Source organism: Variovorax sp. GW821-FHT09B01, from assembly GCF_059418345.1.
In genome coordinates this window covers 49,618-73,863 of record NZ_JBWKPQ010000027.1, presented here as the reverse complement: position 1 = coordinate 73,863, position 24,246 = coordinate 49,618, and the positions used below count along the sequence as shown (strand labels likewise).

Genomic DNA, 24,246 nt, shown 5'->3' with positions numbered 1-24,246 from the left:
AAGGTGTCGCTTGTGCGCCCAAGATGTCAGGATCGGCGCGGGTTTGTCCTTATAATCAGAGGCTTTGTAGAATTCGCGGTAGGCAAGGGGTCGCATTCCAAATGACAACCAAGACCCCTGAAGCCGAACCCGAGGCCGAAATCTCTGATTTCGAGCCGCTCACGCCCGAAGAGGCGCAGCGGCTGCGCGAGCAAAATCCCGAACTGTCGCCCTGGTGGGTGATCGGGGCCCAAGTGGCCTTGGGAGTGATCGTGGCGGGAGTTGCATGGGTGTGGACTGGACTGTCGTCCGCCGCCGTGTCGGCGCTCTATGGAGCGATGGCGGTGGCTGTACCGGCGGCGCTGTTCGTTCGAGGCGTACGGCGCGGAACGGGAGCAGTGTCACAGTCCGCTGCCATGCTGAGGTTTTTTGTGTGGGAGTCGATCAAGATCGTGCTGACCGTGGCCATGCTGGTCGCGGCACCGTGGCTGGTCGGAGGGCTGAACTGGCTGGCGCTGGTCGCTGGCGTGATCGCCGCCCTGAAGACGTACTGGATCGCGCTCGTGGTGCGGCCCAGGTTGTTGAACCGGATTTGACTGTTTAAAAAAGAGACGCTGAAGATGGCCGCCGAAGGACACGCACCGACTGCGAGTGAGTACATCGTTCATCACCTCCAGCATTGGCAGGTCGACTGGAGTCTCAATCCCGTGGTGCAGAAGTCGATCGTCGACTTCAACATCATCAATCTCGACTCCGTCCTGTATGCGCTGATCATCGGCGCACTGGGCTGCTTCGTGCTCTGGCTGGCCGCGCGCAAGGCCTCGTCGGGCGTGCCGGGCCGCTTCCAGGCCGCGGTCGAGATCCTGGTCGAGATGGTCGACAACCAGACCAAGGCCAACATCCACAACGCCAAGAGCCGCAAGTTCATTGCGCCGCTCGCGCTCACGGTGTTCGTCTGGATCTTCCTGCTCAACGCGATGGACATGCTGCCGGTGGATCTGCTGCCGGCCATCTGGGCGAAGCTGCATGAAGTTGCCGGCCACGATCCGCACCACGCGTACATGCGCGCCGTGCCGACGGCCGACCTGTCCACCACGCTGGGCCTGTCGACCTCCGTGCTGCTGCTGTGCCTGCTCTACAGCATCAAGATCAAGGGCGTCGGCGGCTGGGCGCACGAACTGGTGACCGCGCCGTTCGGCACCAGCAAGAACCCCGCGTTTGCCGTGATCCTCGGCATCGTCAACCTGCTGATGCAGATCATCGAGTACGTGGCCAAGACCGTGTCGCATGGCATGCGACTGTTCGGCAACATGTACGCGGGCGAACTCGTTTTCATGCTGATCGCGCTCATGGGCGGCGCGATGGCTGCGTCGTTCTCGGGAGTGCTGTTGCCAGTGGGCCACGTCATTGCCGGTACTGTCTGGGCGATCTTCCACATTCTGGTGATCACGCTCCAGGCATTCATTTTCATGATGCTGACGCTCATTTATCTGGGCCAGGCTCATGAGGCCCACTGAGGCTCGGTTCCCTTTCGTTCTTTTTCTTTTGCATTCATCCAGTTAAATCTAAGGAGTCATCATGGAAGCATCCAACGTTCTCGGTCTCGTTGCTCTCGCCTGTGGTCTGATCGTCGGTCTCGGCGCTATCGGTGCATCGATCGGTATCGCCCTGATGGGTGGCAAGTTTCTGGAATCGTCGGCCCGTCAGCCCGAACTGATGAACGACCTGCAGACCAAGATGTTCATCTTGGCCGGTCTGATCGACGCGGCCTTCCTGATCGGCGTGGCCATCGCCCTGCTGTTCGCGTTCGCCAACCCCTTCCTGTCCGCCCTGCCGAAGTAATCCGGTTTCAACGCCACTCTAGAAAGGTGTTGCCGTGAGTATCAACGCGACCCTGTTCGTTCAGGCCATCGTCTTCCTGTTGCTCGTGCTGTTCACGATGAGATTCGTGTGGCCGCCGATCGCGAAGGCTTTGGATGACCGGGCACAAAAGATCGCCGCGGGCCTGGCGGCCGCCGACAAGGCCAAGGCCGAACTGCAGTCCGCCAACCAGCGCGTCGAACAGGAACTGTCGGCTTCTCGCACCGAGACCGCCAGCCGTCTGGCCGACGCCGAGCGCCGCGCCCAGCAGATCATCGAAGAAGCCAAGGGCCGTGCGAACGAAGAGGCCAACAAGATCGTCGCGGCTGCCCGCGACGAGGCCGAGCAGCAGACCGTGCGCGCCCGCGAAGCCCTGCGCGAGCAGGTTGCCGCGCTGGCCGTCAAGGGTGCCGAGCAGATTCTCCGCAAGGAAGTCGACGCCGGCGTCCATGCCGACCTGCTCCAGCGCCTGAAGACCGAGCTCTGAGGACGACATGGCCGAACTCGCGACCATTGCCCGTCCCTACGCTGAAGCGCTGTTCCAGGCCAGTGCCGGCAACCTCGACGCCACCACCGGCTGGATCGACCAGCTGGCCGCCGTCGTCGGGAACCCGCAGCTGCTGCAGTTCGCGGCCAATCCCAAGGTCGCGCCCGAGCAGGTCGTCGGCCTGGTCGCCGGCCTGCTGTCCCAGCCGCTGCCGGACCTCGGCACGAACTTCCTTCGCACTGTCCTCGACAACGGCCGCCTCGCGGCCGTTCCCGAGGTGGCGGTCCAGTTCCGTGCCCTCAAGAACGCCAGCAGCGGTTCGTCCGATGCGGTGATCTACAGCGCCTTCCCGATCGAAGGCGCCGCGCTGCAGGACATCGAGGCGGCGCTCGTGCGTCGCTTCGGTCGCAAGCTCAAGACGAGCGTCGCGATCGACCCCGAACTGATCGGCGGCATCCGTGCCGTGGTCGGCGACGAGGTGCTCGACATGTCCGTCAAGGCCCGGCTCGAACAAATGAAAGCTGCGCTCACCGCCTGAGGCGGTCTGTCGCCGCGGTAAGCCCTATTTATTGAAAGAAGGAAAGAGTCATGCAACTCAATCCCGCAGAAATTTCCGAGCTGATCAAGAGCCGCATCGAAGGGCTTGGCGTCAGCGCAGATATCCGTAACCAGGGCACCGTGGTGTCGGTGACCGACGGCATCGTGCGCGTGCACGGCCTGTCGGACGCGATGCAGGGCGAAATGCTCGAGTTCCCGCCCACGGCCGACGGCGTCCCGTCGTACGGCCTGGCGCTGAACCTCGAGCGCGATTCCGTCGGCGCCGTGATTCTGGGCGAGTACGAGCACATCTCGGAAGGCGACACCGTCAAGTGCACGGGCCGCATCCTGGAAGTGCCGGTGGGCCCCGAGCTCATCGGCCGCGTGGTCAACGCGCTGGGCCAGCCGATCGACGGCAAGGGTCCGATCAACGCCAAGATGACCGACGTGATCGAGAAGGTCGCCCCGGGCGTGATCGCACGGAAGTCCGTCGACCAGCCGATGCAGACCGGCCTCAAGTCGATCGACTCGATGGTGCCCGTCGGCCGTGGCCAGCGCGAGCTGATCATCGGTGACCGCCAGACCGGCAAGACCGCCGTGGCGATCGACGCGATCATCAACCAGAAGGGTCAGAACATGACCTGCGTCTACGTCGCGATCGGCCAGAAGGCTTCGTCGATCAAGAACGTGGTGCGCTCCCTCGAACAAGCCGGCGCGATGGACTACACCATCGTGGTGGCCGCATCGGCGTCGGAATCGGCCGCCATGCAGTACGTGTCGGCCTACTCGGGCTGCACGATGGGCGAATACTTCCGCGACCGCGGCCAGGACGCCCTGATCGTCTATGACGACCTGTCGAAGCAGGCCGTGGCCTACCGCCAGGTGTCGCTGCTGCTGCGCCGCCCGCCGGGCCGCGAAGCCTACCCCGGCGACGTGTTCTATCTCCACAGCCGCCTGCTCGAGCGCGCGGCCCGCGTGAACGCCGACTACGTCGAAGCCTTCACCAAGGGTGAAGTCAAGGGCAAGACCGGTTCGCTGACCGCGCTGCCGATCATCGAAACGCAGGCCGGCGACGTGTCCGCCTTCGTGCCGACCAACGTGATCTCGATCACCGACGGCCAGATCTTCCTGGAAACCAGCCTGTTCAACGCCGGCATCCGCCCCGCCATCAACGCCGGTATCTCGGTGTCGCGCGTGGGTTCGTCGGCACAGACCAAGGCGATCAAGGGCCTGTCGGGCGGTATCCGTACCGACCTCGCGCAGTACCGTGAACTGGCTGCGTTCGCGCAGTTCGCTTCCGACCTCGACGAAGCCACCCGCAAGCAGCTCGACCGCGGTGCCCGCGTGACCGAACTGCTGAAGCAGGCCCAGTACAGCCCGCTGTCCATCTCGCTGATGAGCGCGTCGCTGTTCGCGGTCAACAAGGGCTTCATGGACGATCTCGACGTCAAGAAGGTCCTGGCCTTCGAGCACGGCCTGCACCAGTTCCTCAAGACCAGCCACGCGGCCCTGCTCGACAAGATCGAACAGGCCAAGGCGATCGACAAGGACTCGGAAGCCGAACTGCACGCGGCGATCACCTCGTTCAAGAAGTCGTTCGCCTGATCGACCCCCAAAGGAATCCTCATGGCAGCTGGTAAGGAAATCCGCGGCAAGATCAAATCGGTGGAGAACACCAAGAAGATCACCAAGGCCATGGAAATGGTGGCCGCGTCGAAGATGCGCAAGGCGCAGGAACGCATGCGCGCCGCCCGCCCCTACAGCGAGAAGATCCGCAACATCGCGGCCAACCTCGGCCAGGCGAATCCGGAGTACACGCACGCGTTCATGAAGGAGAACGAGGCCAAGGCCGCGGGCTTCATCGTCGTCACGACCGACAAGGGTCTGTGCGGCGGCATGAACACCAACGTGCTGCGCGCCGTCACCGCCAAGCTGCGCGAGCAGCAGTCGGCCGGCAACGCGGTCGAGGCGGTCGCCATCGGCAACAAGGGCCTGGGCTTCCTCAACCGGATCGGCGCCCGCGTGGTGTCGCATGTCACCCAGCTGGGCGACACGCCGCACCTCGACAAGCTGATCGGCCCGGTCAAGGTCCTGCTCGACGCGTACGCCGAGGGCAAGCTGAGCGCCGTGTACCTGTGCTACACGAAGTTCATCAACACGATGCGCCAGGAATCGGTGGTCGAGCAGCTGCTGCCGCTCGCTTCCGAGACGCTGCAGGTCGAGAGCGGCCAGCACGCCTGGGACTACATCTACGAGCCCGATGCGCAGAGCGTCATCGACGAGCTGCTGGTGCGCTACGTGGAATCGCTGGTCTACCAGGCCGTGGCCGAGAACATGGCGTCCGAGCAATCGGCGCGCATGGTCGCGATGAAGGCCGCCACCGACAACGCGGGCAACGTGATCAGCGAGCTGAAGCTGGTCTACAACAAGACCCGCCAGGCCGGCATCACGAAGGAGCTTTCGGAAATCGTGTCGGGCGCGGCCGCAGCGGCGGGCGTCTGATCGAGGCAATGCACAGGGCCACATTGCCCACGGGTCCGTACGCGGACCGGTGACAACGGCCCAGCTCAGAAAAAAGGGGACTCGATTCAATGAAGAAATTTCTCGCTCTGGTGGCCGTGGCTGCCGCTCTGACCGCCTGTTCCAAGAAGGAAGAGGCACCGGCACCCGCGCCCGCTCCGGCGGCCGCACCGGCTCCGGCGCCTGCTCCCGCTGCTTCGGCTCCCGCCGCGGCACCGGCAGCGCCTGCCTCGGCACCGGCTGCAGCAGCACCGACGGCTTCGGCCGCCGACCTGCCGCAAGAGTGCAACGACTACCTGACGAAGGTCAGCGCTTGCGTCAGCTCGCAAAGCGGTGCCGCCGCCGACGCGATGAAGGCCAGCCTCGATCAGACCAAGGCGACCTGGGCTTCGATGGGTGCCGACAAGGCCGCCCTGGGCCAGGCCTGCAAGGCTGCGTCGGACGCTTTCGCCGCGCAAGCCACGGCGATGAAGTGCTGAGCACGGCGAGCGTAGAGATCCGAACGCATCGTCATTGACCTCGAGGATGCCGGCCCGGCCGGCATTCTTGCAAAAGCGGCCCGCATTGGCACCAGGACGCTTCTGCAAGAACCTGTCGCAAATTTATTGAGAATCCATCCAGAAGGAAACGCCATGGCTGAAGGAAAAATTGTCCAATGTATCGGCGCCGTGGTCGACGTGGAGTTCCCGCGTGACCAGATGCCCAAGGTGTACGACGCCTTGAAGTTCGAAGGCAGCGCGCTGACCCTCGAAGTGCAACAACAGCTCGGTGATGGCGTGGTGCGCACGATTGCGCTGGGCTCGTCGGACGGCCTGCGCCGCGGCCTCATCGTGACCAACACCGGCGCACCTATCACGGTGCCGGTCGGCAAGGCCACCCTCGGCCGCATCATGGACGTGCTGGGCGCGCCCATCGACGAGCGCGGTCCCGTCAGCCAGGAGCTGACCGCTCCCATCCACCGCAAGGCCCCCGCGTACGACGAACTGTCGCCCTCGCAGGACCTGCTGGAAACCGGCATCAAGGTGATCGACCTGGTGTGCCCGTTCGCCAAGGGCGGCAAGGTGGGCCTGTTCGGCGGCGCCGGCGTGGGCAAGACCGTGAACATGATGGAACTCATCAACAACATCGCCAAGGCCCACTCGGGTCTGTCGGTGTTCGCCGGCGTGGGTGAACGTACCCGCGAAGGCAACGACTTCTATCATGAAATGTCGGACGCCAAGGTGGTGGACCTCGACGACCTGCCGAACTCGAAGGTGTCGATGGTCTACGGCCAGATGAACGAACCGCCGGGCAACCGTCTGCGCGTGGCGCTGACCGGCCTGACCATCGCCGAGTCGTTCCGCGACGAAGGCCGCGACGTTCTGTTCTTCGTCGACAACATCTACCGCTACACGCTGGCCGGTACCGAAGTGTCGGCACTGCTGGGCCGCATGCCTTCCGCCGTGGGCTACCAGCCGACGCTGGCCGAGGAAATGGGCCGCCTGCAAGAGCGGATCACCTCGACCAAGGTCGGCTCGATCACCTCGATCCAGGCCGTGTACGTGCCCGCCGACGACTTGACCGACCCGTCGCCCGCCACCACCTTCGCCCACCTGGACTCGACCGTGGTGCTGTCGCGCGACATCGCTTCGCTCGGTATCTACCCCGCCGTGGACCCGCTGGATTCGACCTCGCGCCAGCTCGACCCGAACGTGGTCGGCGAAGAGCACTACAACGTGGCCCGCTCGGTGCAAGGCACGCTGCAGCGCTACAAGGAACTGCGCGACATCATCGCGATCCTGGGCATGGACGAACTGGCGCCCGACGACAAGCTCGCCGTGGCCCGCGCCCGCAAGATCCAGCGTTTCCTGTCGCAGCCTTTCCACGTGGCCGAAGTGTTCACGGGCTCGCCCGGCAAGTACGTGCCGCTGTCGGAAACCATCCGCGGCTTCAAGATGATCGTGAACGGCGAAGCCGACCACCTGCCGGAACAAGCGTTCTACATGGTGGGCAGCATCGACGAAGCGTTCGAGAAGGCCAAGAAGGTCGCTTAAGAAGGAATCACCATGGCAGGCACCATTCATGTGGACGTGGTCAGCGCGGAAGAGTCGATCTTCTCGGGCGAAGCCAGGTTCGTCGCGCTGCCCGGTGAAGCCGGTGAGCTCGGCATCTATCCGCGCCACACCCCGCTGATCACGCGCATCCGCCCCGGCGCCGTGCGCATCGAAACGGCCGACGGCAACGAGGAATTCGTCTTCGTCGCCGGCGGCATCCTCGAAGTGCAGCCGAACGCCGTGACCGTGCTGTCGGACACCGCGATCCGCGGCAAGGACCTCGACGACGAGAAGGCCAACCAGGCCAAGGCCGCCGCCGAGGAAGCGCTGAAGAACGCCAAGAGCGACATCGACATCGCGATGGCGCAATCGGAACTGGCCGTGATGGCCGCGCAGATCGCAGCGCTGCGCAAGTACCGCCAGAAGAAGTAAGCCTGCGGGCTTGCTGCTTTCCGAAGGCCGCCTATCGAGGCGGCTTTTTTTCGTCCCGGCTCGGCGCGAGGCCTGGTCTTCAAGGCCGAATCCAGTCGTCTTCGATCTGAATATGGTCGAAGTTCAGCCTTGTCTGGCTGAAGCCCTGCTCCTAGTATTCGCCTTCGCCCGCCGGCCTCGATGCCGCCGGGTCCCGACAAAGAACCGGAGACAAGCGCGCGTGGCACCCTGGAGCGGCATCACTGCGGACGAAATGCGTTTGCTGGAGACCACCTTCTGGTCGGCCGGCGGTTCGCGCCATGCCATGGCCGAGGAACTCGGCTTCTCCAAGAGCAAGGCCAATGCGCTGATCGCCGGGCTGCTCGAGCAGGGCCTCCTGGCCGAAGCCGGCCTGCAGCGTTCCTCGGGCGGACGCCGCCCCGAAAACCTCCAGCTCCATGCCGACCTCGGCGTGCTCGTGGGCGTCGACATCGGCGCCACCAGCCTCGGTGTCGCCGTGCTGCAGCCCGACCTCACGGTGCTCGCGCAGCACGAGGAAGCGGCCGACGTGCGCGATGGCCCCGCGGTCGTGCTGGCACGCGTGCGCGCGCTGATGCGCGAACTGCTGGGCCGCTGCGGCCGCACGGCGCGCGACGTGTTCGGCATCGGCATCGGCGTGCCCGGCCCGGTCAACTTCGAGATCGGCCAGCTCGTCAATCCGCCGCTGATGCCGGCCTGGGACAGCTTCTCGATCCGCGACTACCTGCGCGAGGACTATGCCGCGCCGGTGTTCGTCGACAACGACGTCAACCTGATGGCCCTCGGCGAACTCTGGCGCCTCAAGCGCTCGCTCTCGAACTTCCTCGTCATCAAGATCGGCACCGGCATCGGCTGCGGCATCGTCTGCCACGGCGAGGTCTACCGCGGCGCCGCCGGTTCGGCCGGCGACGTGGGCCACATCTGCGTCGACCAGGAAGGGCCGCGCTGCCATTGCGGCAACCTGGGCTGCGTCGAGGCGATGGCGGCCGGTCCCGCGATCACGCGCATGGCGGTGCAGGCGGCCGAGGCCGGCGAGAGCGCCGTGCTGGCCGAGGTGCTGCGCAGCCAGGGCCGCATCGAGGCCCTCGACGTCGGCCAAGCCAGCCGCGCCGGCGATCCCGCGGCCAACGCCATCGTGCAGCGCGCGGGCAACCTCATCGGCCAGATGCTGGCTTCGGTCGTCAACTTCTTCAATCCGTCGCATGTGTTCATCGGCGGCGGCATCACGCGCATCGGCCCGCTGTTCCTCGCGGCCGTGCGGCAGAGCGTCTACCAGCGCTCGCTCGCGCTGTCGACGCGCCACCTCGAGATCCAGTACACGCCGCTGGCCGCGCAGGGTGGCCTGATCGGCGCCGGCGTGCTCGCGATGCAGCAGAGCCTCAAGGCGAGGGGGATCGCGCCATGAGCGAAGTGCAAGACAAGACCAGCGTCGCGGTCGAATTCGACGGCGTGCTCAAGTCCTTCGGCCCGGTGCAGGTGCTGCACGGCGTGAGCTTCGCGCTCGCGCCCGGCAAGGTCTACGGCCTGCTCGGCGAGAACGGCGCGGGCAAGTCCACGCTGATGAAGATCCTCTCGGGCTACGAGGGCCTCACGGGCGGCGCGCTGCGCATCAACGGCCAGCCGCAGCAGTTCGCCGGCTCGCGCGATGCCGAGGCGCTGGGCATCGTGCTGATTCACCAGGAGTTCAACCTCGCCGAGGACCTGAGCATCGCGCAGAACATCTTCCTCGGCCACGAGAAGAAGAAGGGCCTGTTCCTCGACGACGCCACGATGGAGCGCGAGTCGGCCGCCGCGCTGGCGGCAGTGGGCCTGCAGGCCGATCCGCGCACCAAGGTGCGCCGGCTCATCGTGGCCGAGAAGCAGCTGGTGGAGATCGCCAAGGCCATCGCGCGCCGCGCGCGCCTGCTGGTGATGGACGAGCCCACCGCCACGCTCACGCCCGGCGAGACCGAGCGCCTGTTCAAGCTGATCGCGCAGCTGCGCGCCGACGGCGTGACCATCGTCTACATCTCGCACAAGCTCGACGAGGTCGAGCGCGTGACCGACGAGGTGATCGTGATGCGCGACGGTCGCTTCGTCGCGCGCTCGCCCACGGCCGAGGTCACGCGCCAGCAGATGGCCAACCTGATGGTGGGCCGCGAGCTGGCCGACCTCTATCCGCCGCGCGACCCGGTGTCCACCGCGCAGGCGCCCGCGATGCGCGTGCAGGGCTTCAGCGTGCCCGGCTGGGCACGGGACGCGAGCTTCGAGGTGCGCCCCGGCGAGATCCTCGGCTTCGCGGGCCTGGTCGGCGCCGGCCGCACCGAGCTGTTCGAAGGCCTGCTGGGCCTGCGGCCCGCGGCCGGCAGCGTCGAGATGCTCGGCCGCGCGGTGCCCAACGGCAAGGGCTGGCGCAGCCCGCGCGACGCCGCGAAGCACGGGCTCACCTACCTGAGCGAGGACCGCAAGGGCAAGGGCCTGCACGTGCACTTCGGCCTGCGCCAGAACCTCACGCTGATGGCGCTCGAGCGCTACGCCACGCCCTGGCTCAAGCCCGAGGCCGAGCGCGGCGCGCTGGCCGAGGCGGTCAAGGACTACGGCATCCGCGCCGGCTCGCTCGAGGTCAAGGCCTCGTCGCTGTCGGGCGGCAACCAGCAGAAGCTCGCGCTCGCCAAGGTGCTGCAGCCGCGCCCGCGCGTGGTGGTGCTCGACGAGCCCACGCGCGGCGTCGACGTGGGCGCCAAGCGCGACATCTACTTCCTGGTCCAGCGCCTGGCGCGCGAGGGCCTGGCCGTGATCGTCATCTCGTCCGAGCTCATGGAGCTGATCGGCCTGTGCCACCGCGTCGCGGTGATGCGCGCGGGCCGGCTGGTCGCCACGCTCGACGCCGACCACCTGAGCGAAGAAGCGCTCATCGCCCACGCCACCGGCGCGCACTGAGCCACGACCCACACCCGGCCCCCATGAACAACAGCCCCGAACCCACCGCCGACACCCACCGCGCCCAGCCCAAGGCGCGCTGGACCGAGCACCTGCACGGCCTCGGCCCCGTCATCGGCCTGGTGCTGCTGTGCATCGCCGGCACCCTGCTCAACGGCGACTTCGCCACCGTCGACAACGCGATGAACGTGCTCACGCGCACCGCCTTCATCGGCATCATCGCGGTCGGCATGTGCTTCGTGATCATCTCGGGCGGCATCGACCTGTCGGTGGGCTCGATGGCCGCGCTGATCGCGGGCAGCGTGATCATGTTCATCAACTGGGCCGGTCCGGCCACCGGCTCGCCGCTGATGGCGGTGATGCTCGGTGCCGTGCTCGCGGTGGTGCTGGGCGCGCTGTTCGGCCTCGCGCACGGCCTGCTCATCACCAAGGGCCGCATCGAGCCCTTCATCGTCACGCTGGGCACCCTGGGCATCTTCCGCGCCTACCTCACCTACTTCGCCGACGGCGGCGCGCTCACGCTCGACAACGAGCTGTCGGACCTCTACGCGCCGGTCTACTACGCGAGCCTCGCGGGCATCCCGGTGCCGGTGTGGGTGTTCGTCATCGTGGCCATCGTCGGCGGCGTGATCCTCAACCGCACCGCCTACGGCCGCTACGTGCAGGCCATCGGCTCCAACGAGCAGGTGGCGCGCTACGCCGCGGTCGACGTCGACCGCGTGAAGATCCTGACCTACGTGCTGCTCGGCGTGTGCGTGGGCATCGCCACGCTGCTGTACGTGCCGCGCCTGGGCTCGGCCTCGCCGACCACGGGCCTCCTGTGGGAGCTCGAGGCGATCGCCGCGGTGATCGTCGGCGGCACCGCGCTCAAGGGCGGCGCGGGCAGCATCACCGGCACCGTGGTGGGCGCGATCCTGCTCTCGGTCATCAGCAACATCCTGAACCTCACCAGCATCATCAGCGTGTACCTGAATGCCGCGGTGCAGGGCTTCGTGATCATCATCGTGGCCTTCCTCCAGCGAGGAAAGCGATGACGCCGTTGGGCGTGGCCACACCTGGTTCCTTCCCGTTCCGTTCCATCCACCAAGAGGAGACATCAGCATGACCCGTTTCACCCGACGCATCGCGCTCACGGCCGTGGCCGCCGCGGCATTCGCCAGCCTGCCCGCGCTCGCCGCGGACAAGGTCAACCTCGGCGTTTCGATCCCCGCCGCCACCCACAGCTTCATGGGCGGCATCAACTACTGGGCCAACCAGGCGAAGAAGGATCTCGAGAAGGAACACAAGGACCTGAAGATCACGATCAAGACCGCCGCCAACGCGCCCGAGCAGGCCAACCAGCTGCAGGACCTGTCGACGGTCACCAAGATCAACGCGCTGGTCGTGTTCCCGTTCGAATCGGCCGCGCTGACCAAGCCGGTCGCGCAGGTCAAGGCCAAGGGTGCCTACGTCACCGTGGTCGACCGCGGCCTGACCGACACCAGCGCGCAGGACGCCTACGTGGCCGGCGACAACACCGCCTTCGGCCGCATCCCGGCCGAGTACATCGTCAAGCAGCTCGGTGGCAAGGGCAACGTGGTGGCATTGCGCGGCATCGCGACCACGCTCGACAACGAGCGCATGGACGCCTTCAACGCGGTGCTCAAGAACAGCCCCGACGTGAAGCTGCTCGACGCCAAGTACGCCAACTGGAACCGCGACGACGCGTTCAAGGTCACGCAGGACTACCTCACGCGCTTCAAGCAGATCGACGCCATCTGGGCCGCCGACGACGACATGGCCGTGGGCGTGCTCAAGGCCATCGAGCAGGCCAAGCGCGACGACATCAAGATCGTGTTCGGCGGTGCCGGCGCCAAGGGCATGGTCAAGACCATCATGGACGCCAAGGACAAGCGCATCACGGCCGACGTGAGCTACTCGCCGAAGTTCATCTACGACGCCATCAAGCTCACGGCCGAGGCGCGCCTGAAGGGCGAGAAGCTGCCCGCGACCACCATCATTCCGTCGGTGCTGATCACCAAGGACAACGCCAAGGACTTCTACCACCCGAACTCGCCGTTCTGAACGGGATCGGCCGGCCGGCCGATCGCTTCGCTCCCTCTCCCCGCGGGGAGGGGGAACCCCGTCTCTGGAACCTCAAGGAGTTGGATGACCGACACCCCCCATCGCAAGCTGCGCTACGCCATGGTCGGCGGCGGCCGCGATGCCTTCATCGGCGGCGTGCACCGCAAGGCCATCGCGCTCGACGCCCGGATCGAGCTCGTGGCCGGCGCGCTGTCTTCCGATCCCGCCAAGGCGCGCGCCTCGGGCGCCGACCTCGGCCTGGCCGACGCGCGCAACCATGGCGACTGGCAGGCCCTGCTGGCCGATGAACTGAAGCGGCCCGCCGGCGAGCGCATCGACTTCGTCTCGATCGTCACGCCCAACCATGTGCACTACCCGGTGGCGCGGGCCTTCGTCGAGGCCGGCTTCCACGTGGTGTGCGACAAGCCGCTGGTCCACACGCGCGAGCAGGCCGATGCGCTGGTCGCCAGCGTGGCGGCACAGGGCACGGTCTTCGGCGTCACCTACAACTACACCGGCTACCCCATGGTGCGGCAGGCCCGCGCGATGATCCGCGCGGGCGAGCTCGGCACGCTGCGCAAGGTGGTCGTGGAATACAACCAGGGCTGGCTCGCGAGCCAGCTCGAGGGCACCGGCAACAAGCAGGCCGACTGGCGCACCGACCCCGCGCGCAGCGGCGCGGCCGGCGCCATCGGCGACATCGGCTCGCATGCCGAGAACCTCGTCGCCACGCTGACCGGCCTCGAGATCGAGAGCCTGTGCGCCGACCTCACGGCGCACGTGGCCGGCCGCCAGCTCGACGACGACGGCAGCCTGCTGCTGCGCTACCAGGGCGGCGCGCGCGGCGTGCTCATCGCCTCGCAGATCAGCACCGGCCTCGAGAACGACCTGCGCGTGCGCATCGCGGGCACCCTGGGCACGCTCGAGTGGCACCAGGAGCAGCCGAGCCGGCTGGTGCACCTGCCGCACGACGGTCCGCAGCGCGTGCTCACGCGCGGCGCCCCCTGGCTGCACGAGTCGGCGCGCCGCGCGAGCCGCCTGCCCGCGGGCCATCCCGAAGGCTTCATCGAGGCCTTCGCCAACGTCTACGCGGGCGTCGCCGCCGACATCCGCGCGCGCCTCGAAGGCCGGCGCGCCGATGCGCTCGAGGCCGACTACCCGCGCGTGGAGGATGGGGCGCGCGGCGTGCGCTTCATCGAACGCACGGTGGCCTCGGCCCGAAGCGATTTAAAGTGGACGCCCTGGTGATGCCGCGGCCCCGCACCCGCGGGGCCCGCGCGCATCGCCTCCGGCGCCCATGACCTCCTTCCCCGACTCCAAGCCCTTAGCAACGCCGACGCCCTGGGCACGCGCCCTGGGCTGCCGCGCGCTCGCGCTGCTGCCGCTCAAGCTGATCGGCAACACCGTCGCCACCATCGGCTTCTTCCCGCTGTACTTCTGGGTCATGCGGCATTCGGGCGAGGCCTGGGTGCTGCCGCTCACGCCGATCGACCGGCTCGTCGCGTTCTGGCCCGCGCTGCTGCCGGTGTACCTGTCGCTGTGGCTCTACATCGCGCTGCCGGTGCTGTTCTCGCGCGACCGGCGCGAGCTCACGGCGTTCTCGCTCGCCTGCGCGCTGATGACGAGCATCGCGCTCGTCGTGTTCTGGTGCCTGCCGACGGCGATTCCCAACTTCACCATCGACACCAGTCCCGGCACCACGCTGCACTTCCTCAAGACCAAGGACTCGGCGGGCAATGCCTTTCCTTCGCTGCACGTGTCGTTCTCGGTGTTCGCCTGCGTGGTGCTCGCGCGCCAGCTGCGCAGCGTGGGTGCGCCCGCCTGGCTGCGCGGCCTCAACATCGCGTGGGCCGCGGGCATCGTCTACTCGACCATGGCGGTGCGCCAGCACGTGCTGATCGACGTGGGCGGCGGCTTCGTGCTGGGCGTGGTGTTCGGGCTGGCCACGCGCGTGCGCGCGGCGGCGAGCGGGGCGCGCTCCATCGCCGGGGCCGGCCGCGCGGCGTAGACCGATCGCGGTATTCCGCGCCGCGGGGGCGCCCTGTACAAATCGGGGCATCGTCGAGCCTTCGACACGCCGCGCCCGGAGCCGCCCCATGAAGACCCTTCCCCTCGTCCTGGCCTTCCTCGCCGCCTTCGCCGCGGTGCTGCCCTGCACCGTGCTCGCCGGGCCCGCGGTGGCGATCGACTATCCCGCGCGCAAGCCCGGCCTGTGGGAGATGCGCAGCGACGACGGCAGCGGCGCGAAGGAGGGCAGCCACACCATGCAGCAGTGCATCGACGCGGCCACCGACAAGGCCCTGCGCGAGATGGGCCAGGGCATGGGCCGCAGCCTGTGCTCGAAGCAGGACCTGCGCGCCGAGGGCGGCAAGCTGGTGATCGACTCGGTCTGCAAGATCGGCAGCACCACCGCCACCTCGCGCGCCGTGATGAGCGGTGACTTCGGCTCGGCCTACCGCGTGGAAAGCAAGTCGACCTACAGCCCGCCGCTGATGGGCCGCAGCGAAGGCATGGCCGTCGTCGAGGCGAAGTGGGTCGGCCCCTGCAAGGCCGGCCAGAAGCCCGGCGACATGGTGATGGCCAACGGCATGAAGATGAACGTGCTCGAGATGACGGCCGCGCGCCGCGGCAAGCAGCCCTGAGCACCGCGGACAGGCACGGCGGGTAGGCGCCGGCCCACGGCGCCTCGCGGCATCCGGGCCGAGGCGCCGCGGGCCGCGAGCGCCTACGATGGCATGCCATGCCCGCGCAGGAAGAAGATCTCGTCGTCGCACGCCCCGAGGGCCTGTACTGCCCGCCGGGCGATTTCTACATCGACCCCTGGCGGCCGGTCGCGCGCGCCGTCATCACGCACGCGCATTCGGACCATGCGCGCACCGGCCACGGCCACTACCTCGCCCACACCGACAGCGCCGGCACCTTGCGCGCGCGCCTGGGCGCCGACATCCCGCTGCAGACGCTGCCCTACGGCGAGGCGATCGAGCACCGCGGCGTGCGCGTGTCGCTGCATCCGGCCGGCCACGTGCTGGGCTCGGCGCAGGTGCGGCTCGAACATGGCGGCCGCGTCTGGGTGGCCTCGGGCGACTACAAGACCGAGCCCGACGGCACCTGCGCGCCCTTCGAGCCCGTGCCCTGCGACACCTTCATCACCGAGTCCACCTTCGGCCTGCCGATCTATCGCTGGCCCTCGCAGGCGCAGCTCATCGCGGAGATCGACGCCTGGTGGCGCGCCAATGCCGAGGCCGGCCGCGCCTCGGTGCTGTTCTGCTATGCCTTCGGCAAGGCGCAGCGCATCCTGCACGGCGTCGATGCCTCGATCGGTCCGATCGTCGTGCATGGCGCGGTCGAGCCGCTCAATGCCGTCTACCGCGCCGCGGGCGTGGCGTTGCCGGCCACCTTGCGCGTCACCGATCCCGGCGTCGACGCGGCGATGCTCAAGCGCGCGCTGGTGCTGGCGCCGCCCTCGGCGCAGGGCACGCCGTGGATGAAGCGCTTCGGCACCTATGCCGATGCCTTCGCGAGCGGCTGGATGCAGTTGCGCGGCACGCGGCGCCGGCGCGGCGTCGATCGCGGCTTCGTGATGTCGGACCATGCGGACTGGCCCGGGCTGCAGCAGGCGATCGCGGGCACGGGCGCCGAGCGCGTGTTCGTCACCCATGGCAGCGTGCAGGTGATGGTGCGCTGGCTGTCGGAGAACGGGCTCGACGCGCAGGGCTTCAAGACCGAGTACGGCGACGAGGACGACCAGGAAGCGCCACCGCCCGCCGGGGAGGCGGCGCCGGCATGAAGGACTTCGCCGCGCTCTACCGCGAGCTCGATGCCAGCACCTCGAGCCTCGCCAAGCAGGCCGCATTGCAGCGCTACCTGCGCGCGGCCGATCCGGCCGATGCCGCCTGGGCCGTCTACTTCCTCGCGGGCGGCAAGCCGCGCCAGCTGGTGCCGACCAAGCTGCTGCGCCTGCTCGCGCAGGAGGCCGCGGGCCTGCCCGAGTGGCTGTTCGACGAAAGCTACGAGGCCGTCGGCGACCTCGCGGAGACCATCGCGCTGCTGCTGCCGCCGCCGAGCGAAACGCACGAGCTCGGGCTCGCGGCCTGGGTCGAGCAGCACCTCTTGCCGCTGCGCGAGGCCGCGAAGGCGGCGCCCGAGGAACTGGCCGAGCGGCTGCGCGCGCAGTGGCGCAGGCTCGCGGCCGAGGAGCGGCTGGTCTATTTCAAGCTCATCACCGGCGCCTTCCGCGTCGGCGTGTCGAAGCTGCAGGTCACGCAGGCGCTCGCGGCGGTCGGTGGTATCGATGCCAAGCGTGTCGCGCAGCGGCTCATGGGCTACACCCACATCGGCGCGCGGCCGCGGGCCGGCGACTACGGCACGCTGATCGCGCCCGAGTCCGATGCCGAGCAGGTGCAGAAGACCAGCGGGCAGCCCTATCCCTTCTTCCTCGCGCATCCGTTCAACCTGCCGCTCGAGCAGTTCGATGCGGCGCTCGGGCCGCCCTCGGACTGGATCGTCGAGTGGAAGTGGGACGGCATCCGCGCGCAGCTCGTGAAGCGCGCGGGCGTGGTGTGGCTGTGGTCGCGCGGCGAGGAACTGGTGACCGAGCGCTTCCCCGAGCTCGCGGCGCTCGGCGAGGCGCTGCCCGACGGCACGGTGGTCGACGGCGAGATCGCCGTGTGGCGCGATGGCCGGGTGCAGCCCTTCGCCGAACTGCAGAAGCGCATCGGCCGCAAGACGCTGGGGCCGAAGCTGCTGCGCGAGATCCCGGTGGTGCTGCTGGCCTACGACCTGCTCGAATGGGAGGGCCGCGACCTGCGCGCGCTGCCGCAGGCCGAGCGCCGCGTGCTGCTCGACGAGCTGGTCGCGCGCCTCGCGCATCCGCTGCTGCTGCCGAGCCCGATGCTGGCCGGCGCCGACTGGGCCGATCTCGCGCGCCAGCGCGAGGCGGCGCGCAGCATGGGTGTCGAAGGCATGATGCTCAAGCGCCGCAGCGCGCAGTACGGCGTGGGCCGCACCAAGGACGTGGGCGTGTGGTGGAAGTGGAAGATCGATCCACTGAGCATCGACGCGGTGCTGGTCTATGCGCAGCGCGGCCATGGCCGCCGCGCCAGCCTCTACAGCGACTACACCTTCGCCGTGTGGGACGGCCCGCCCGAACAGGCCGAGCGCAAGCTCGTGCCCTTCGCCAAGGCCTACTCGGGCCTCACCGATGCCGAGATGGCGCGTGTCGACGCGGTCATCCGCAGGACCACCATCGAGAGCTTCGGGCCGGTGAAGAGCGTCAAGCCCACGCTGGTGTTCGAACTCGGCTTCGAGGGCATCGCGCGCAGCGCGCGCCACAAGAGCGGCATCGCGGTGCGCTTTCCGCGCATGCTGCGCTGGCGCGAGGACAAGCCGGTGCAAGAGGCCGACACGCTGCAGACGCTGGCCGCGCTGCTGCCGTCATGAGCAAGGCGGTCAAGGCGGCGCTCGACGCCTGGTTCGACGCGCGCGGCTGGAAGCCCTTCAAGTTCCAGCGCGAGGTGTGGAAGGCCGTGGCGCAGGGCCGCTCGGGCCTGCTGCATGCGACCACCGGCGCGGGCAAGACCTACGCCGTGTGGCTCGGCGCGCTGCTGGCCCATGCGCAGGCCGCGCGGCCGCGCAAGGAAGGCGCGCGGCCGGCACCGGCACCGCCGCTCACCGTGCTGTGGCTCACGCCGATGCGCGCGCTCGCGGCCGACACCCTGCGCGCGCTCCAGCAGCCGCTGGAAGCGCTCGGTGCCGGGGTGCAGCCCTGGAGCGCGGGCGCGCGCAGCGGCGACACCTCCTCGGCCGAGCGCAGCGCGCAGAACACGCGCCTGCCCACGGTGCTGGTCACCACGCCCGAGAGCCTGTCGCTGCTGCTCGCGCGCGCCGATGCCAGCGAGGTGCTGGGCCAGGTGAGGATGGTGGTGGTCGACGAGTGGCACGAGCTGCTCGGCAACAAGCGCGGCGTGCAGGTGCAGCTCGCGCTCGCGCGGCTGCGGCGCTGGAACGCGGGGCTCGCGGTCTGGGGCATGTCGGCCACGCTCGGCAACCTGCACGAGGCGATGCACGCGCTGTTGGGCCGTGACGACGGCGTGCTGGTGCAGGGCCAGGTGCCGAAGAAGCTGGTCATCGATTCGCTGCTGCCGGGCCGCGCCGAGCGCTTTCCCTGGGGCGGCCACCTGGGCCTCACGATGCTGCCGCAGGTGCTCGAGGAGATCGCGGCGAGCAGCACCACGCTGGTCTTCACCAACACGCGCTCGCAGTCGGAGATCTGGTACCAGGCGATGCTCGAGGCGCGGCCCGAATGGGCCGGCACCATCGCGCTGCACCACGGCTCGCTCGACCGCGAGGTGCGCGAGTGGGTCGAGCTGGGCCTGAAGAGCGGCGAGCTCAAGGCCGTGGTCTGCACCTCGAGCCTGGACCTCGGCGTCGACTTCCTGCCGGTGGAGCGCGTGCTGCAGATCGGCTCGCCCAAGGGCGTGGCGCGGCTGCTGCAGCGCGCGGGCCGCTCGGGCCATGCGCCGGGCCGGCCCTCGCGCATCACGCTGGTGCCCACGCACAGCATCGAGATGGTCGAGGGCGCGGCGGCGCGCGCCGCGATCGCCGAGGGCCACATCGAGGCGCGCCATTCGCCCGACCAGCCGCTCGACGTGCTGGTGCAGCACCTCGTGACCGTGGCGCTCGGCGGCGGCTTCGTGCCCGACGATCTCTACGAGGAGGTGCGCGGCACGGCCGCCTATGCCGGCCTCACGCGCGCGCACTGGGCCTGGTGCCTGGACTTCGTCGCGCAGGGCGGCGCCTCGCTCGCGGCCTATCCCGACTACAAGCGCGTGGTGCCCGATGAGCAAGGCGTGTGGCGCGTGCCCGATGCGCGGCTCGCACGGCGCCACCGCATGAACATCGGCACCATCGTGAGCGACGCGAGCATGGCGGTGCAGTACCTCGGCGGCGCGAAGATCGGCAGCGTGGAGGAGGGCTTCGTCGCGCGCATGAAGCCCGGCGACTGCTTCCTGTTCGGCGGCCGGTTGCTCGAGCTGGTGCGCATCCACGACATGACGGCCTGGGTGCGGCGCGCCAGCGGCCAGCGGCCCGCGGTGCCGCGCTGGAATGGCGGGCGCATGCCGCTGTCGAACACGCTGGCCGACGCGGTGGTGCAGCAGCTCGCGCTGGCCGACCAGGGCCTGTGGGAATCGCCCGAGCTGCGCTGCGTGCGGCCGCTGCTCGAGCTGCAGCAGCAGTGGTCGGCGCTGCCCACGCCTAGGACGCTGCTGGCCGAGACGCTGAAGACGCGCGAGGGCTGGCACCTGTTCCTCTATCCGTTCGCGGGCCGCCACGTGCACCTGGGGCTCGCGAGCCTCCTGGCCTGGCGCGTGGCGCAGCACGAGGCGCGCACCTTCTCGATCGCGGTCAACGACTACGGCTTCGAACTGCTGAGCGCGAGCGAGGTCGACTGGCCCGCGCGGCTGCCTGAAGTGCTCGGCATGCCGGCGGGTGACGCGGCAGAGGCGCACGAGGCACTGCTGCACGAGGTGCTGGCCTCGCTCAACGCGGGCGAGCTCGCGCAGCGACGCTTTCGCGAGATCGCGCGCGTGTCGGGGCTGATCTTCCAGGGCTATCCGGGCGAGAAGCGCAGCAGCCGGCAGTTGCAGGCCTCGTCCTCGCTGTTCTGGGAGGTGTTCCGCAAGTACGACCCCGACAACGCGCTGCTCGCGCAGGCCGAGCGCGAGCTGCTGTCGCAGGAGCTCGAGATCGGCCGCCTCGCCGCCAGCCTCGCGCGCATGGGCACGCAGCAGCTGGTGCTGCGCGCGCTCGAACGGCCGACGCCGTTCTCGTTTCCGCTGATGGTCGAGCTGTTCCGCGAGAAGCTGTCGAACGAGAACGTGGCCGACCGCATCGCGCGCATGGTCGAGCAGCTCGAGAAGGCGGCCGGCGGTGCCGTGACCGCGGGCGGTGCGGAGCGGGTGCGAAGCACGCTGGCCTTCGGGCAGGAGGGCGCTGCCCGACCGCCGGCGCCGCGGCGCGAACGCCGGCGGCGGCCTTAGCGCTTCAGCCGGCGCCGTGGGCCTTGGCCCAGCGCACGATGTCGGCCGCGCCCATCGCGCCGGCCTGGCGCGCGACCTCGCGGCCGCCCTTGAACAGCGCCAGGGTCGGAATGCTGCGGATGTTGAAGCGCGCGGCCAGCGCGGGCACGGCCTCGGTGTCGACCTTGGCGACGCGCACGCGCGGCTCGAGCTGCGCCGCGGCCTGCTCGTAGGCCGGCGCCATCTGGCGGCAGGGGCCGCACCACGGGGCCCAGAAGTCGACCAGCACCGGGATCTCGTTGCGCGCGATATGGCGGTCGAAGCTCGCCACGTCGGGCAGCGCGGCCGAGTGGGCGCCGAACAGCGGCTTGTGGCAGTTGCCGCAGTCGGGCGCGCTGGCCAGTTGGGCCTCGCGCACCCGGTTGGTGGTGTGGCAGTGCGGGCAGACGATGTGCAGCGTGGGCGATTCGGTCATCCGGCAAAGCTAGGGGCGGCGCGGGCGAATTGCAAGTCGGACGCGGTCGCACGGCGCTTTTGCGACACTGGCCGGCGATGAGTTTCCTTCCGTCTTCTTCCACCTCCACGCCGCTGCCGCTCCAATGGGCGGGTGAAGCGGTGCAGCTGCTGCCCGAGCGCGCGCTCTGGTGGCCGGCCGGGCAGGCGCTGTTCGTCGCCGACCTGCACCTGGGCAAGGCCGCCACCTTCCGCGCGCTGGGCCTGCCGGTGCCGGGCGGCACCACGCTCGAGAACCTCGCGCGGCTCGACCTGCTGATCGCGCGCCATGCGCCCGAGCGGCTGGTGTTCCTCGGCGACTTCCTGCATGCGGCCCCCGCGCGCGCCGTGTTGCCCGTGGTGCGGGAATGGCGCGAGAAGCATGCGGCGCTCGCCATGACGCTGGTGCGCGGCAACCACGACAGCCGCGCGGGCGATCCGCCGCCCGCGCTTCGCATCGAGGTGGTCGACGAGCCCTGGCTGCTCGGCCCCTTTGCCTGCTGCCACCATCCGCAGACGCATCCCACGCACTTCGTGCTCGCGGGCCACCTGCACCCGGCGCGCCGGCTGCATGGGCCGGGGCGCGACAGCGTGCGGCTGCCGTGCTTCGTGCACGAGGAAGGGCAAGGGCAAGCACAAGGGCAAGGTCAGGCCGTGCTGCCCGCCTTCGGTGAGTTCACGGGCGGCTGGACCATGGAGTCGGCGCCGGGGCGGCGCTTCTATGCGGTGGGCGGATCGGCCGTGTGGGCGCTGCCCGCGGCCGATTGAGCAAGCGGCTCAGAGCACCACGGGTTCGTCGGGCAGCTCGTTGCGGTCGGGCTCGTCGTCGCGCAGCGGGAAGTGCTCGACCAGCAGCGCCGACATCTCCTCGAGCGCCTGCGTGAGCCCGTCCTCGAAGCGGCCTTCGCGAAAGGCGGCGCCCATGCGCTGCGCCATCGCGCGCCAGTCGTCGTCGCTCACCCGCGCATCGATGCCGCGGTCGGCCACGATCTCGATCGCGTGCTCGGCCAGCAGCAGGTAGATCAGCACGCCGTTGTTGTGCTCGGTGTCCCACACGCGCAGCTTGCCGAACAGCGTGACCGCGCGCTGCCGTGCCGGCGCCTCGCGGCGCAGGTAGGACATCGGCAGGCCGGCCTCGATGCAGATGCGGATCTCGCCGCTGTGGCGCCGCTCGCTCGCGCCCACGCGCGCGGCCAGCCGCGCGAGCGCGTCGGCCGGCAGCACGCGGCGCACCGCGGCCTCGTCGATCCAGCGATGGCGCCACATGCGGCCGAGTTTGGAGAAGAGGGTTGCCATGCTCACCAGTCTCCCGAGGCGCCGCCGCCGCCGAAATTGCCGCCGCCGCCCGAGCTGAAGCCGCCGCCTCCGCCGCCACTGCGACCGCCACCGCCGCCCCAGCCGCCACCTCCGCCGCCGCTCCAGCCACCGCCGCCACCCCCGCTGCTCCAGCCGCCACCGCCGAAGCGCGCGAGGCCCGAGGCCAGCGAGACCACGAGCGCGACCATGCCCGCGAGCACCGCGATCACGAGGCTGGTGGTGAGGAAGAACGCGACCACGCCGATGCCGCCGCCCATGACCACCGAGCCCAGGGTCTTGCCGAGGATCGCGCGCACGATCGGCGCGCCGATGAAGACGCCGACGAACAGGAAGATCGCGAGGTTCTCCCAGTCGAAGCCCTGGCTGCTGCCGCCGCCGCCACCGTCGCGCGCGGGCTCGGGCAGCGGCTCGCCGTCGACCAGGCCGATCAGCCGGTCGACCGCCGCGTTGATGCCGCCCGCGAAGTCGCCGTTGCGAAAGCGCGGCTTCATCTCCTCGTCGACGATGCGCGCCGCCGCGAGGTCGGGCACCGCGCCCTCGAGCGCCTTGGCGGGGGCGATGCGCATCCGGCGGTCGTCCTTGGCGACGATCACGAGCAGGCCGTCGCCCACGCCCTTGCGGCCGATCTTCCAGGCATCGCCCACGCGCTGGGTGTAGCTCTCGATGTCCTCGGGCTGCGTGGTCGGCACCATCAGCACCGCGATCTGCGAGCCCTTGCGCTGCTCGAAGGCCGCGAGCTTGGTCTCGAGGCCGGCGCGCTGCGCGGCGTCGAGCGTGCCGGTCTGGTCGATCACGCGCGCCGTGAGCGCGGGCACCGGCAGCGGGGCCTGCGCGAAGGCCGGCAGCGCGGCCCAGCCGAGCGCCACGGCGAGGAACGCGGCCAGCAGGCGGCGGATCAGGGCTGCGGCCATCGGCGCAGCTTTGCCTTACTTCTTCGGCGCGCCGAAGTCGACCGTCGGCGGCACCGAGATCTGGGCTTCGTTCTGCACCGAGAAGTTGGGCTTGGGCGCGTAGCCGAAGACTTTGGCCGTGAGGTTGGTCGGGAAGCTGCGCGCGAGCACGTTGTACTCCTGCACGCTCTCGATGTAGCGGTTGCGCGCCACGGTGATGCGGTTCTCGGTGCCCTCGAGCGTCACGCGCAGGTCGCGGAACGACTGGTTGGCCTTGAGGTCGGGGTAGCGCTCCGACACCACCATCAGCCGCGACAGCGCCGAGGAGAGCTCGCCCTGCGCCTGCTGGAACTTGTTGAAGGCCTCGGGGTTGTTGAGCGTCTCGGGCGTGACCTGGATCGAAGTGGCCTTGGCGCGCGCCTCGATCACCTTGGTCAGCGTGTCCTGCTCGAAGGCCGCTTCGCCCTTCACGGTGGCGACGATGTTGGGCACCAGGTCGGCGCGCCGCTGGTACTGGTTGAGCACCTCGCTCCAGGCCGACTTGCTGGCCTCGTCGAGCGACTGGAACTGGTTGTAGCCGCATCCGCTGAGGGACAGGACCGCCGCGAGGATCAGGAGCCAGCGCTTCATCATCATTTGCATTACCTCCACAGAATGGGGCCGAAGTTAGCATAGGTGCC

The 24,246-nt window shown here is 69.0% G+C and carries 25 protein-coding genes; 21 read left to right on the top strand and 4 right to left on the bottom strand.

Going from position 1 to position 24,246, the window contains the following annotated elements:
- The first annotated feature begins 101 nt into the window (after positions 1-101).
- The 20 genes from AC07RV_RS39700 (at position 102) to AC07RV_RS39605 (ending at position 20,888) form a co-directional block, all read left to right on the top strand.
- Positions 102-575 carry an ATP synthase subunit I gene (locus tag AC07RV_RS39700; protein ID WP_093350299.1) on the top strand — a complete coding sequence of 158 codons (474 nt, stop codon included), beginning with the start codon at positions 102-104 and terminating at the stop codon, positions 573-575.
- Positions 576-599: 24 nt separating this feature from the next.
- Complete coding sequence (gene atpB, locus AC07RV_RS39695; protein ID WP_093350304.1) at positions 600-1,496, top strand: F0F1 ATP synthase subunit A; 897 nt, start codon at positions 600-602, stop codon at positions 1,494-1,496.
- Positions 1,497-1,557: 61 nt separating this feature from the next.
- Positions 1,558-1,821, top strand: a complete 264-nt coding sequence (atpE, locus tag AC07RV_RS39690) for a F0F1 ATP synthase subunit C (RefSeq protein ID WP_057593982.1) — start codon at positions 1,558-1,560, stop codon at positions 1,819-1,821.
- A 34-nt stretch (positions 1,822-1,855) separates the two neighbouring features.
- Positions 1,856-2,326 carry a F0F1 ATP synthase subunit B gene (locus tag AC07RV_RS39685; protein ID WP_093350307.1) on the top strand — a complete coding sequence of 157 codons (471 nt, stop codon included), beginning with the start codon at positions 1,856-1,858 and terminating at the stop codon, positions 2,324-2,326.
- Positions 2,327-2,333: 7 nt separating this feature from the next.
- A complete protein-coding gene (locus AC07RV_RS39680; protein WP_093350310.1) occupies positions 2,334-2,864 on the top strand; it encodes a F0F1 ATP synthase subunit delta in 531 nt (176 codons plus the stop codon).
- Positions 2,865-2,914: 50 nt separating this feature from the next.
- Positions 2,915-4,468 carry a F0F1 ATP synthase subunit alpha gene (gene atpA, locus AC07RV_RS39675; protein WP_093350313.1) on the top strand — a complete coding sequence of 518 codons (1,554 nt, stop codon included), beginning with the start codon at positions 2,915-2,917 and terminating at the stop codon, positions 4,466-4,468.
- Between the two features lie 21 nt (positions 4,469-4,489).
- Complete coding sequence (atpG, locus tag AC07RV_RS39670; protein WP_057593978.1) at positions 4,490-5,365, top strand: F0F1 ATP synthase subunit gamma; 876 nt, start codon at positions 4,490-4,492, stop codon at positions 5,363-5,365.
- An 89-nt stretch (positions 5,366-5,454) separates the two neighbouring features.
- Positions 5,455-5,862 (top strand): hypothetical protein, encoded by a 408-nt coding sequence (locus AC07RV_RS39665; RefSeq protein WP_093350315.1) that lies wholly within the window; start codon positions 5,455-5,457, stop codon positions 5,860-5,862.
- A gap of 153 nt (positions 5,863-6,015) precedes the next feature.
- Complete coding sequence (atpD, locus tag AC07RV_RS39660; protein WP_203203954.1) at positions 6,016-7,416, top strand: F0F1 ATP synthase subunit beta; 1,401 nt, start codon at positions 6,016-6,018, stop codon at positions 7,414-7,416.
- A gap of 12 nt (positions 7,417-7,428) precedes the next feature.
- A complete protein-coding gene (locus tag AC07RV_RS39655) occupies positions 7,429-7,848 on the top strand; it encodes a F0F1 ATP synthase subunit epsilon (protein ID WP_057593975.1) in 420 nt (139 codons plus the stop codon).
- Positions 7,849-8,101: 253 nt separating this feature from the next.
- Complete coding sequence (locus tag AC07RV_RS39650) at positions 8,102-9,271, top strand: ROK family protein (protein WP_057593974.1); 1,170 nt, start codon at positions 8,102-8,104, stop codon at positions 9,269-9,271.
- Positions 9,268-10,785, top strand: a complete 1,518-nt coding sequence (locus AC07RV_RS39645; RefSeq protein ID WP_296777886.1) for a sugar ABC transporter ATP-binding protein — start codon at positions 9,268-9,270, stop codon at positions 10,783-10,785. Before AC07RV_RS39650 ends, AC07RV_RS39645 begins: the two co-directional genes overlap by 4 nt.
- 23 nt (positions 10,786-10,808) lie before the next feature.
- On the top strand, positions 10,809-11,819 hold the full coding sequence (locus tag AC07RV_RS39640; RefSeq protein ID WP_057593972.1) for an ABC transporter permease: 1,011 nt from the start codon (positions 10,809-10,811) through the stop codon (positions 11,817-11,819).
- Between the two features lie 67 nt (positions 11,820-11,886).
- A complete protein-coding gene (locus tag AC07RV_RS39635) occupies positions 11,887-12,849 on the top strand; it encodes a substrate-binding domain-containing protein (RefSeq protein ID WP_209546173.1) in 963 nt (320 codons plus the stop codon).
- A gap of 84 nt (positions 12,850-12,933) precedes the next feature.
- Positions 12,934-14,097 (top strand): Gfo/Idh/MocA family protein, encoded by a 1,164-nt coding sequence (locus AC07RV_RS39630; RefSeq protein ID WP_296777891.1) that lies wholly within the window; start codon positions 12,934-12,936, stop codon positions 14,095-14,097.
- A 49-nt stretch (positions 14,098-14,146) separates the two neighbouring features.
- On the top strand, positions 14,147-14,857 hold the full coding sequence (locus AC07RV_RS39625) for a phosphatase PAP2 family protein (protein ID WP_296777894.1): 711 nt from the start codon (positions 14,147-14,149) through the stop codon (positions 14,855-14,857).
- Positions 14,858-14,945: 88 nt separating this feature from the next.
- Complete coding sequence (locus AC07RV_RS39620) at positions 14,946-15,491, top strand: DUF3617 domain-containing protein (protein WP_093350332.1); 546 nt, start codon at positions 14,946-14,948, stop codon at positions 15,489-15,491.
- A gap of 98 nt (positions 15,492-15,589) precedes the next feature.
- Positions 15,590-16,636 carry a ligase-associated DNA damage response exonuclease gene (locus tag AC07RV_RS39615; RefSeq protein WP_296777899.1) on the top strand — a complete coding sequence of 349 codons (1,047 nt, stop codon included), beginning with the start codon at positions 15,590-15,592 and terminating at the stop codon, positions 16,634-16,636.
- Complete coding sequence (locus tag AC07RV_RS39610; protein ID WP_296777902.1) at positions 16,633-18,288, top strand: ATP-dependent DNA ligase; 1,656 nt, start codon at positions 16,633-16,635, stop codon at positions 18,286-18,288. Before AC07RV_RS39615 ends, AC07RV_RS39610 begins: the two co-directional genes overlap by 4 nt.
- The gene (locus tag AC07RV_RS39605) at positions 18,285-20,888 is read left to right on the top strand and encodes a ligase-associated DNA damage response DEXH box helicase (RefSeq protein WP_296777904.1); all 2,604 of its coding nucleotides are present in this window, start codon (positions 18,285-18,287) and stop codon (positions 20,886-20,888) included. The genes AC07RV_RS39610 and AC07RV_RS39605 overlap by 4 nt, the downstream gene beginning before the upstream one ends.
- Before the next feature lie 4 nt (positions 20,889-20,892).
- Here AC07RV_RS39605 and trxC read toward each other — a convergent pair whose 3' ends face one another.
- Positions 20,893-21,342, bottom strand: coding sequence for a thioredoxin TrxC (trxC, locus tag AC07RV_RS39600; protein ID WP_208512441.1), 450 nt, complete (start codon positions 21,340-21,342; stop codon positions 20,893-20,895).
- A gap of 77 nt (positions 21,343-21,419) precedes the next feature.
- On the opposite strand from trxC, the gene pdeM reads away from it, so the two are divergent.
- Positions 21,420-22,127 carry a ligase-associated DNA damage response endonuclease PdeM gene (gene pdeM / locus AC07RV_RS39595; protein WP_296777910.1) on the top strand — a complete coding sequence of 236 codons (708 nt, stop codon included), beginning with the start codon at positions 21,420-21,422 and terminating at the stop codon, positions 22,125-22,127.
- A 9-nt stretch (positions 22,128-22,136) separates the two neighbouring features.
- Here the strand turns inward: pdeM and AC07RV_RS39590 are convergent, their stop codons facing one another.
- Genes AC07RV_RS39590 through AC07RV_RS39580 form a run of 3 tightly spaced genes read right to left on the bottom strand, consistent with a single transcriptional unit; the run spans position 22,137 to position 24,202 of the window.
- Positions 22,137-22,655, bottom strand: a complete 519-nt coding sequence (locus AC07RV_RS39590) for a TPM domain-containing protein (RefSeq protein ID WP_172705455.1) — start codon at positions 22,653-22,655, stop codon at positions 22,137-22,139.
- 2 nt (positions 22,656-22,657) lie between these two features.
- Positions 22,658-23,587: a TPM domain-containing protein gene (locus AC07RV_RS39585; protein WP_296777912.1), complete on the bottom strand. Its 930-nt coding sequence runs from the start codon at positions 23,585-23,587 to the stop codon at positions 22,658-22,660.
- A 15-nt stretch (positions 23,588-23,602) separates the two neighbouring features.
- Positions 23,603-24,202, bottom strand: coding sequence for a LemA family protein (locus AC07RV_RS39580; protein ID WP_371268851.1), 600 nt, complete (start codon positions 24,200-24,202; stop codon positions 23,603-23,605).
- Between the last annotated feature and the right edge of the window lie 44 nt (positions 24,203-24,246).

Bases quoted from the DNA above. Each gene is read 5' to 3' on its own strand.
- AC07RV_RS39590 (WP_172705455.1), bottom strand. From the start codon at position 22,655: ATGGCAACCCTCTTCTCCAAACTCGGCCGCATGTGGCGCCATCGCTGG.
- AC07RV_RS39665 (WP_093350315.1), top strand. From the start codon at position 5,455: ATGAAGAAATTTCTCGCTCTGGTGGCCGTGGCTGCCGCTCTGACCGCC.
- atpG (WP_057593978.1), top strand. From the start codon at position 4,490: ATGGCAGCTGGTAAGGAAATCCGCGGCAAGATCAAATCGGTGGAGAAC.
- trxC (WP_208512441.1), bottom strand. From the start codon at position 21,342: ATGACCGAATCGCCCACGCTGCACATCGTCTGCCCGCACTGCCACACC.
- AC07RV_RS39640 (WP_057593972.1), top strand. From the start codon at position 10,809: ATGAACAACAGCCCCGAACCCACCGCCGACACCCACCGCGCCCAGCCC.
- AC07RV_RS39625 (WP_296777894.1), top strand. From the start codon at position 14,147: ATGACCTCCTTCCCCGACTCCAAGCCCTTAGCAACGCCGACGCCCTGG.
- AC07RV_RS39585 (WP_296777912.1), bottom strand. From the start codon at position 23,587: ATGGCCGCAGCCCTGATCCGCCGCCTGCTGGCCGCGTTCCTCGCCGTG.
- AC07RV_RS39615 (WP_296777899.1), top strand. From the start codon at position 15,590: ATGCCCGCGCAGGAAGAAGATCTCGTCGTCGCACGCCCCGAGGGCCTG.
- atpA (WP_093350313.1), top strand. From the start codon at position 2,915: ATGCAACTCAATCCCGCAGAAATTTCCGAGCTGATCAAGAGCCGCATC.
- AC07RV_RS39645 (WP_296777886.1), top strand. From the start codon at position 9,268: ATGAGCGAAGTGCAAGACAAGACCAGCGTCGCGGTCGAATTCGACGGC.
- AC07RV_RS39580 (WP_371268851.1), bottom strand. From the start codon at position 24,202: ATGATGATGAAGCGCTGGCTCCTGATCCTCGCGGCGGTCCTGTCCCTC.
- AC07RV_RS39700 (WP_093350299.1), top strand. From the start codon at position 102: ATGACAACCAAGACCCCTGAAGCCGAACCCGAGGCCGAAATCTCTGAT.
- AC07RV_RS39680 (WP_093350310.1), top strand. From the start codon at position 2,334: ATGGCCGAACTCGCGACCATTGCCCGTCCCTACGCTGAAGCGCTGTTC.
- atpE (WP_057593982.1), top strand. From the start codon at position 1,558: ATGGAAGCATCCAACGTTCTCGGTCTCGTTGCTCTCGCCTGTGGTCTG.
- AC07RV_RS39620 (WP_093350332.1), top strand. From the start codon at position 14,946: ATGAAGACCCTTCCCCTCGTCCTGGCCTTCCTCGCCGCCTTCGCCGCG.
- atpD (WP_203203954.1), top strand. From the start codon at position 6,016: ATGGCTGAAGGAAAAATTGTCCAATGTATCGGCGCCGTGGTCGACGTG.
- AC07RV_RS39650 (WP_057593974.1), top strand. From the start codon at position 8,102: ATGCGTTTGCTGGAGACCACCTTCTGGTCGGCCGGCGGTTCGCGCCAT.
- pdeM (WP_296777910.1), top strand. From the start codon at position 21,420: ATGAGTTTCCTTCCGTCTTCTTCCACCTCCACGCCGCTGCCGCTCCAA.
- AC07RV_RS39655 (WP_057593975.1), top strand. From the start codon at position 7,429: ATGGCAGGCACCATTCATGTGGACGTGGTCAGCGCGGAAGAGTCGATC.
- AC07RV_RS39630 (WP_296777891.1), top strand. From the start codon at position 12,934: ATGACCGACACCCCCCATCGCAAGCTGCGCTACGCCATGGTCGGCGGC.
- atpB (WP_093350304.1), top strand. From the start codon at position 600: ATGGCCGCCGAAGGACACGCACCGACTGCGAGTGAGTACATCGTTCAT.
- AC07RV_RS39605 (WP_296777904.1), top strand. From the start codon at position 18,285: ATGAGCAAGGCGGTCAAGGCGGCGCTCGACGCCTGGTTCGACGCGCGC.
- AC07RV_RS39635 (WP_209546173.1), top strand. From the start codon at position 11,887: ATGACCCGTTTCACCCGACGCATCGCGCTCACGGCCGTGGCCGCCGCG.
- AC07RV_RS39610 (WP_296777902.1), top strand. From the start codon at position 16,633: ATGAAGGACTTCGCCGCGCTCTACCGCGAGCTCGATGCCAGCACCTCG.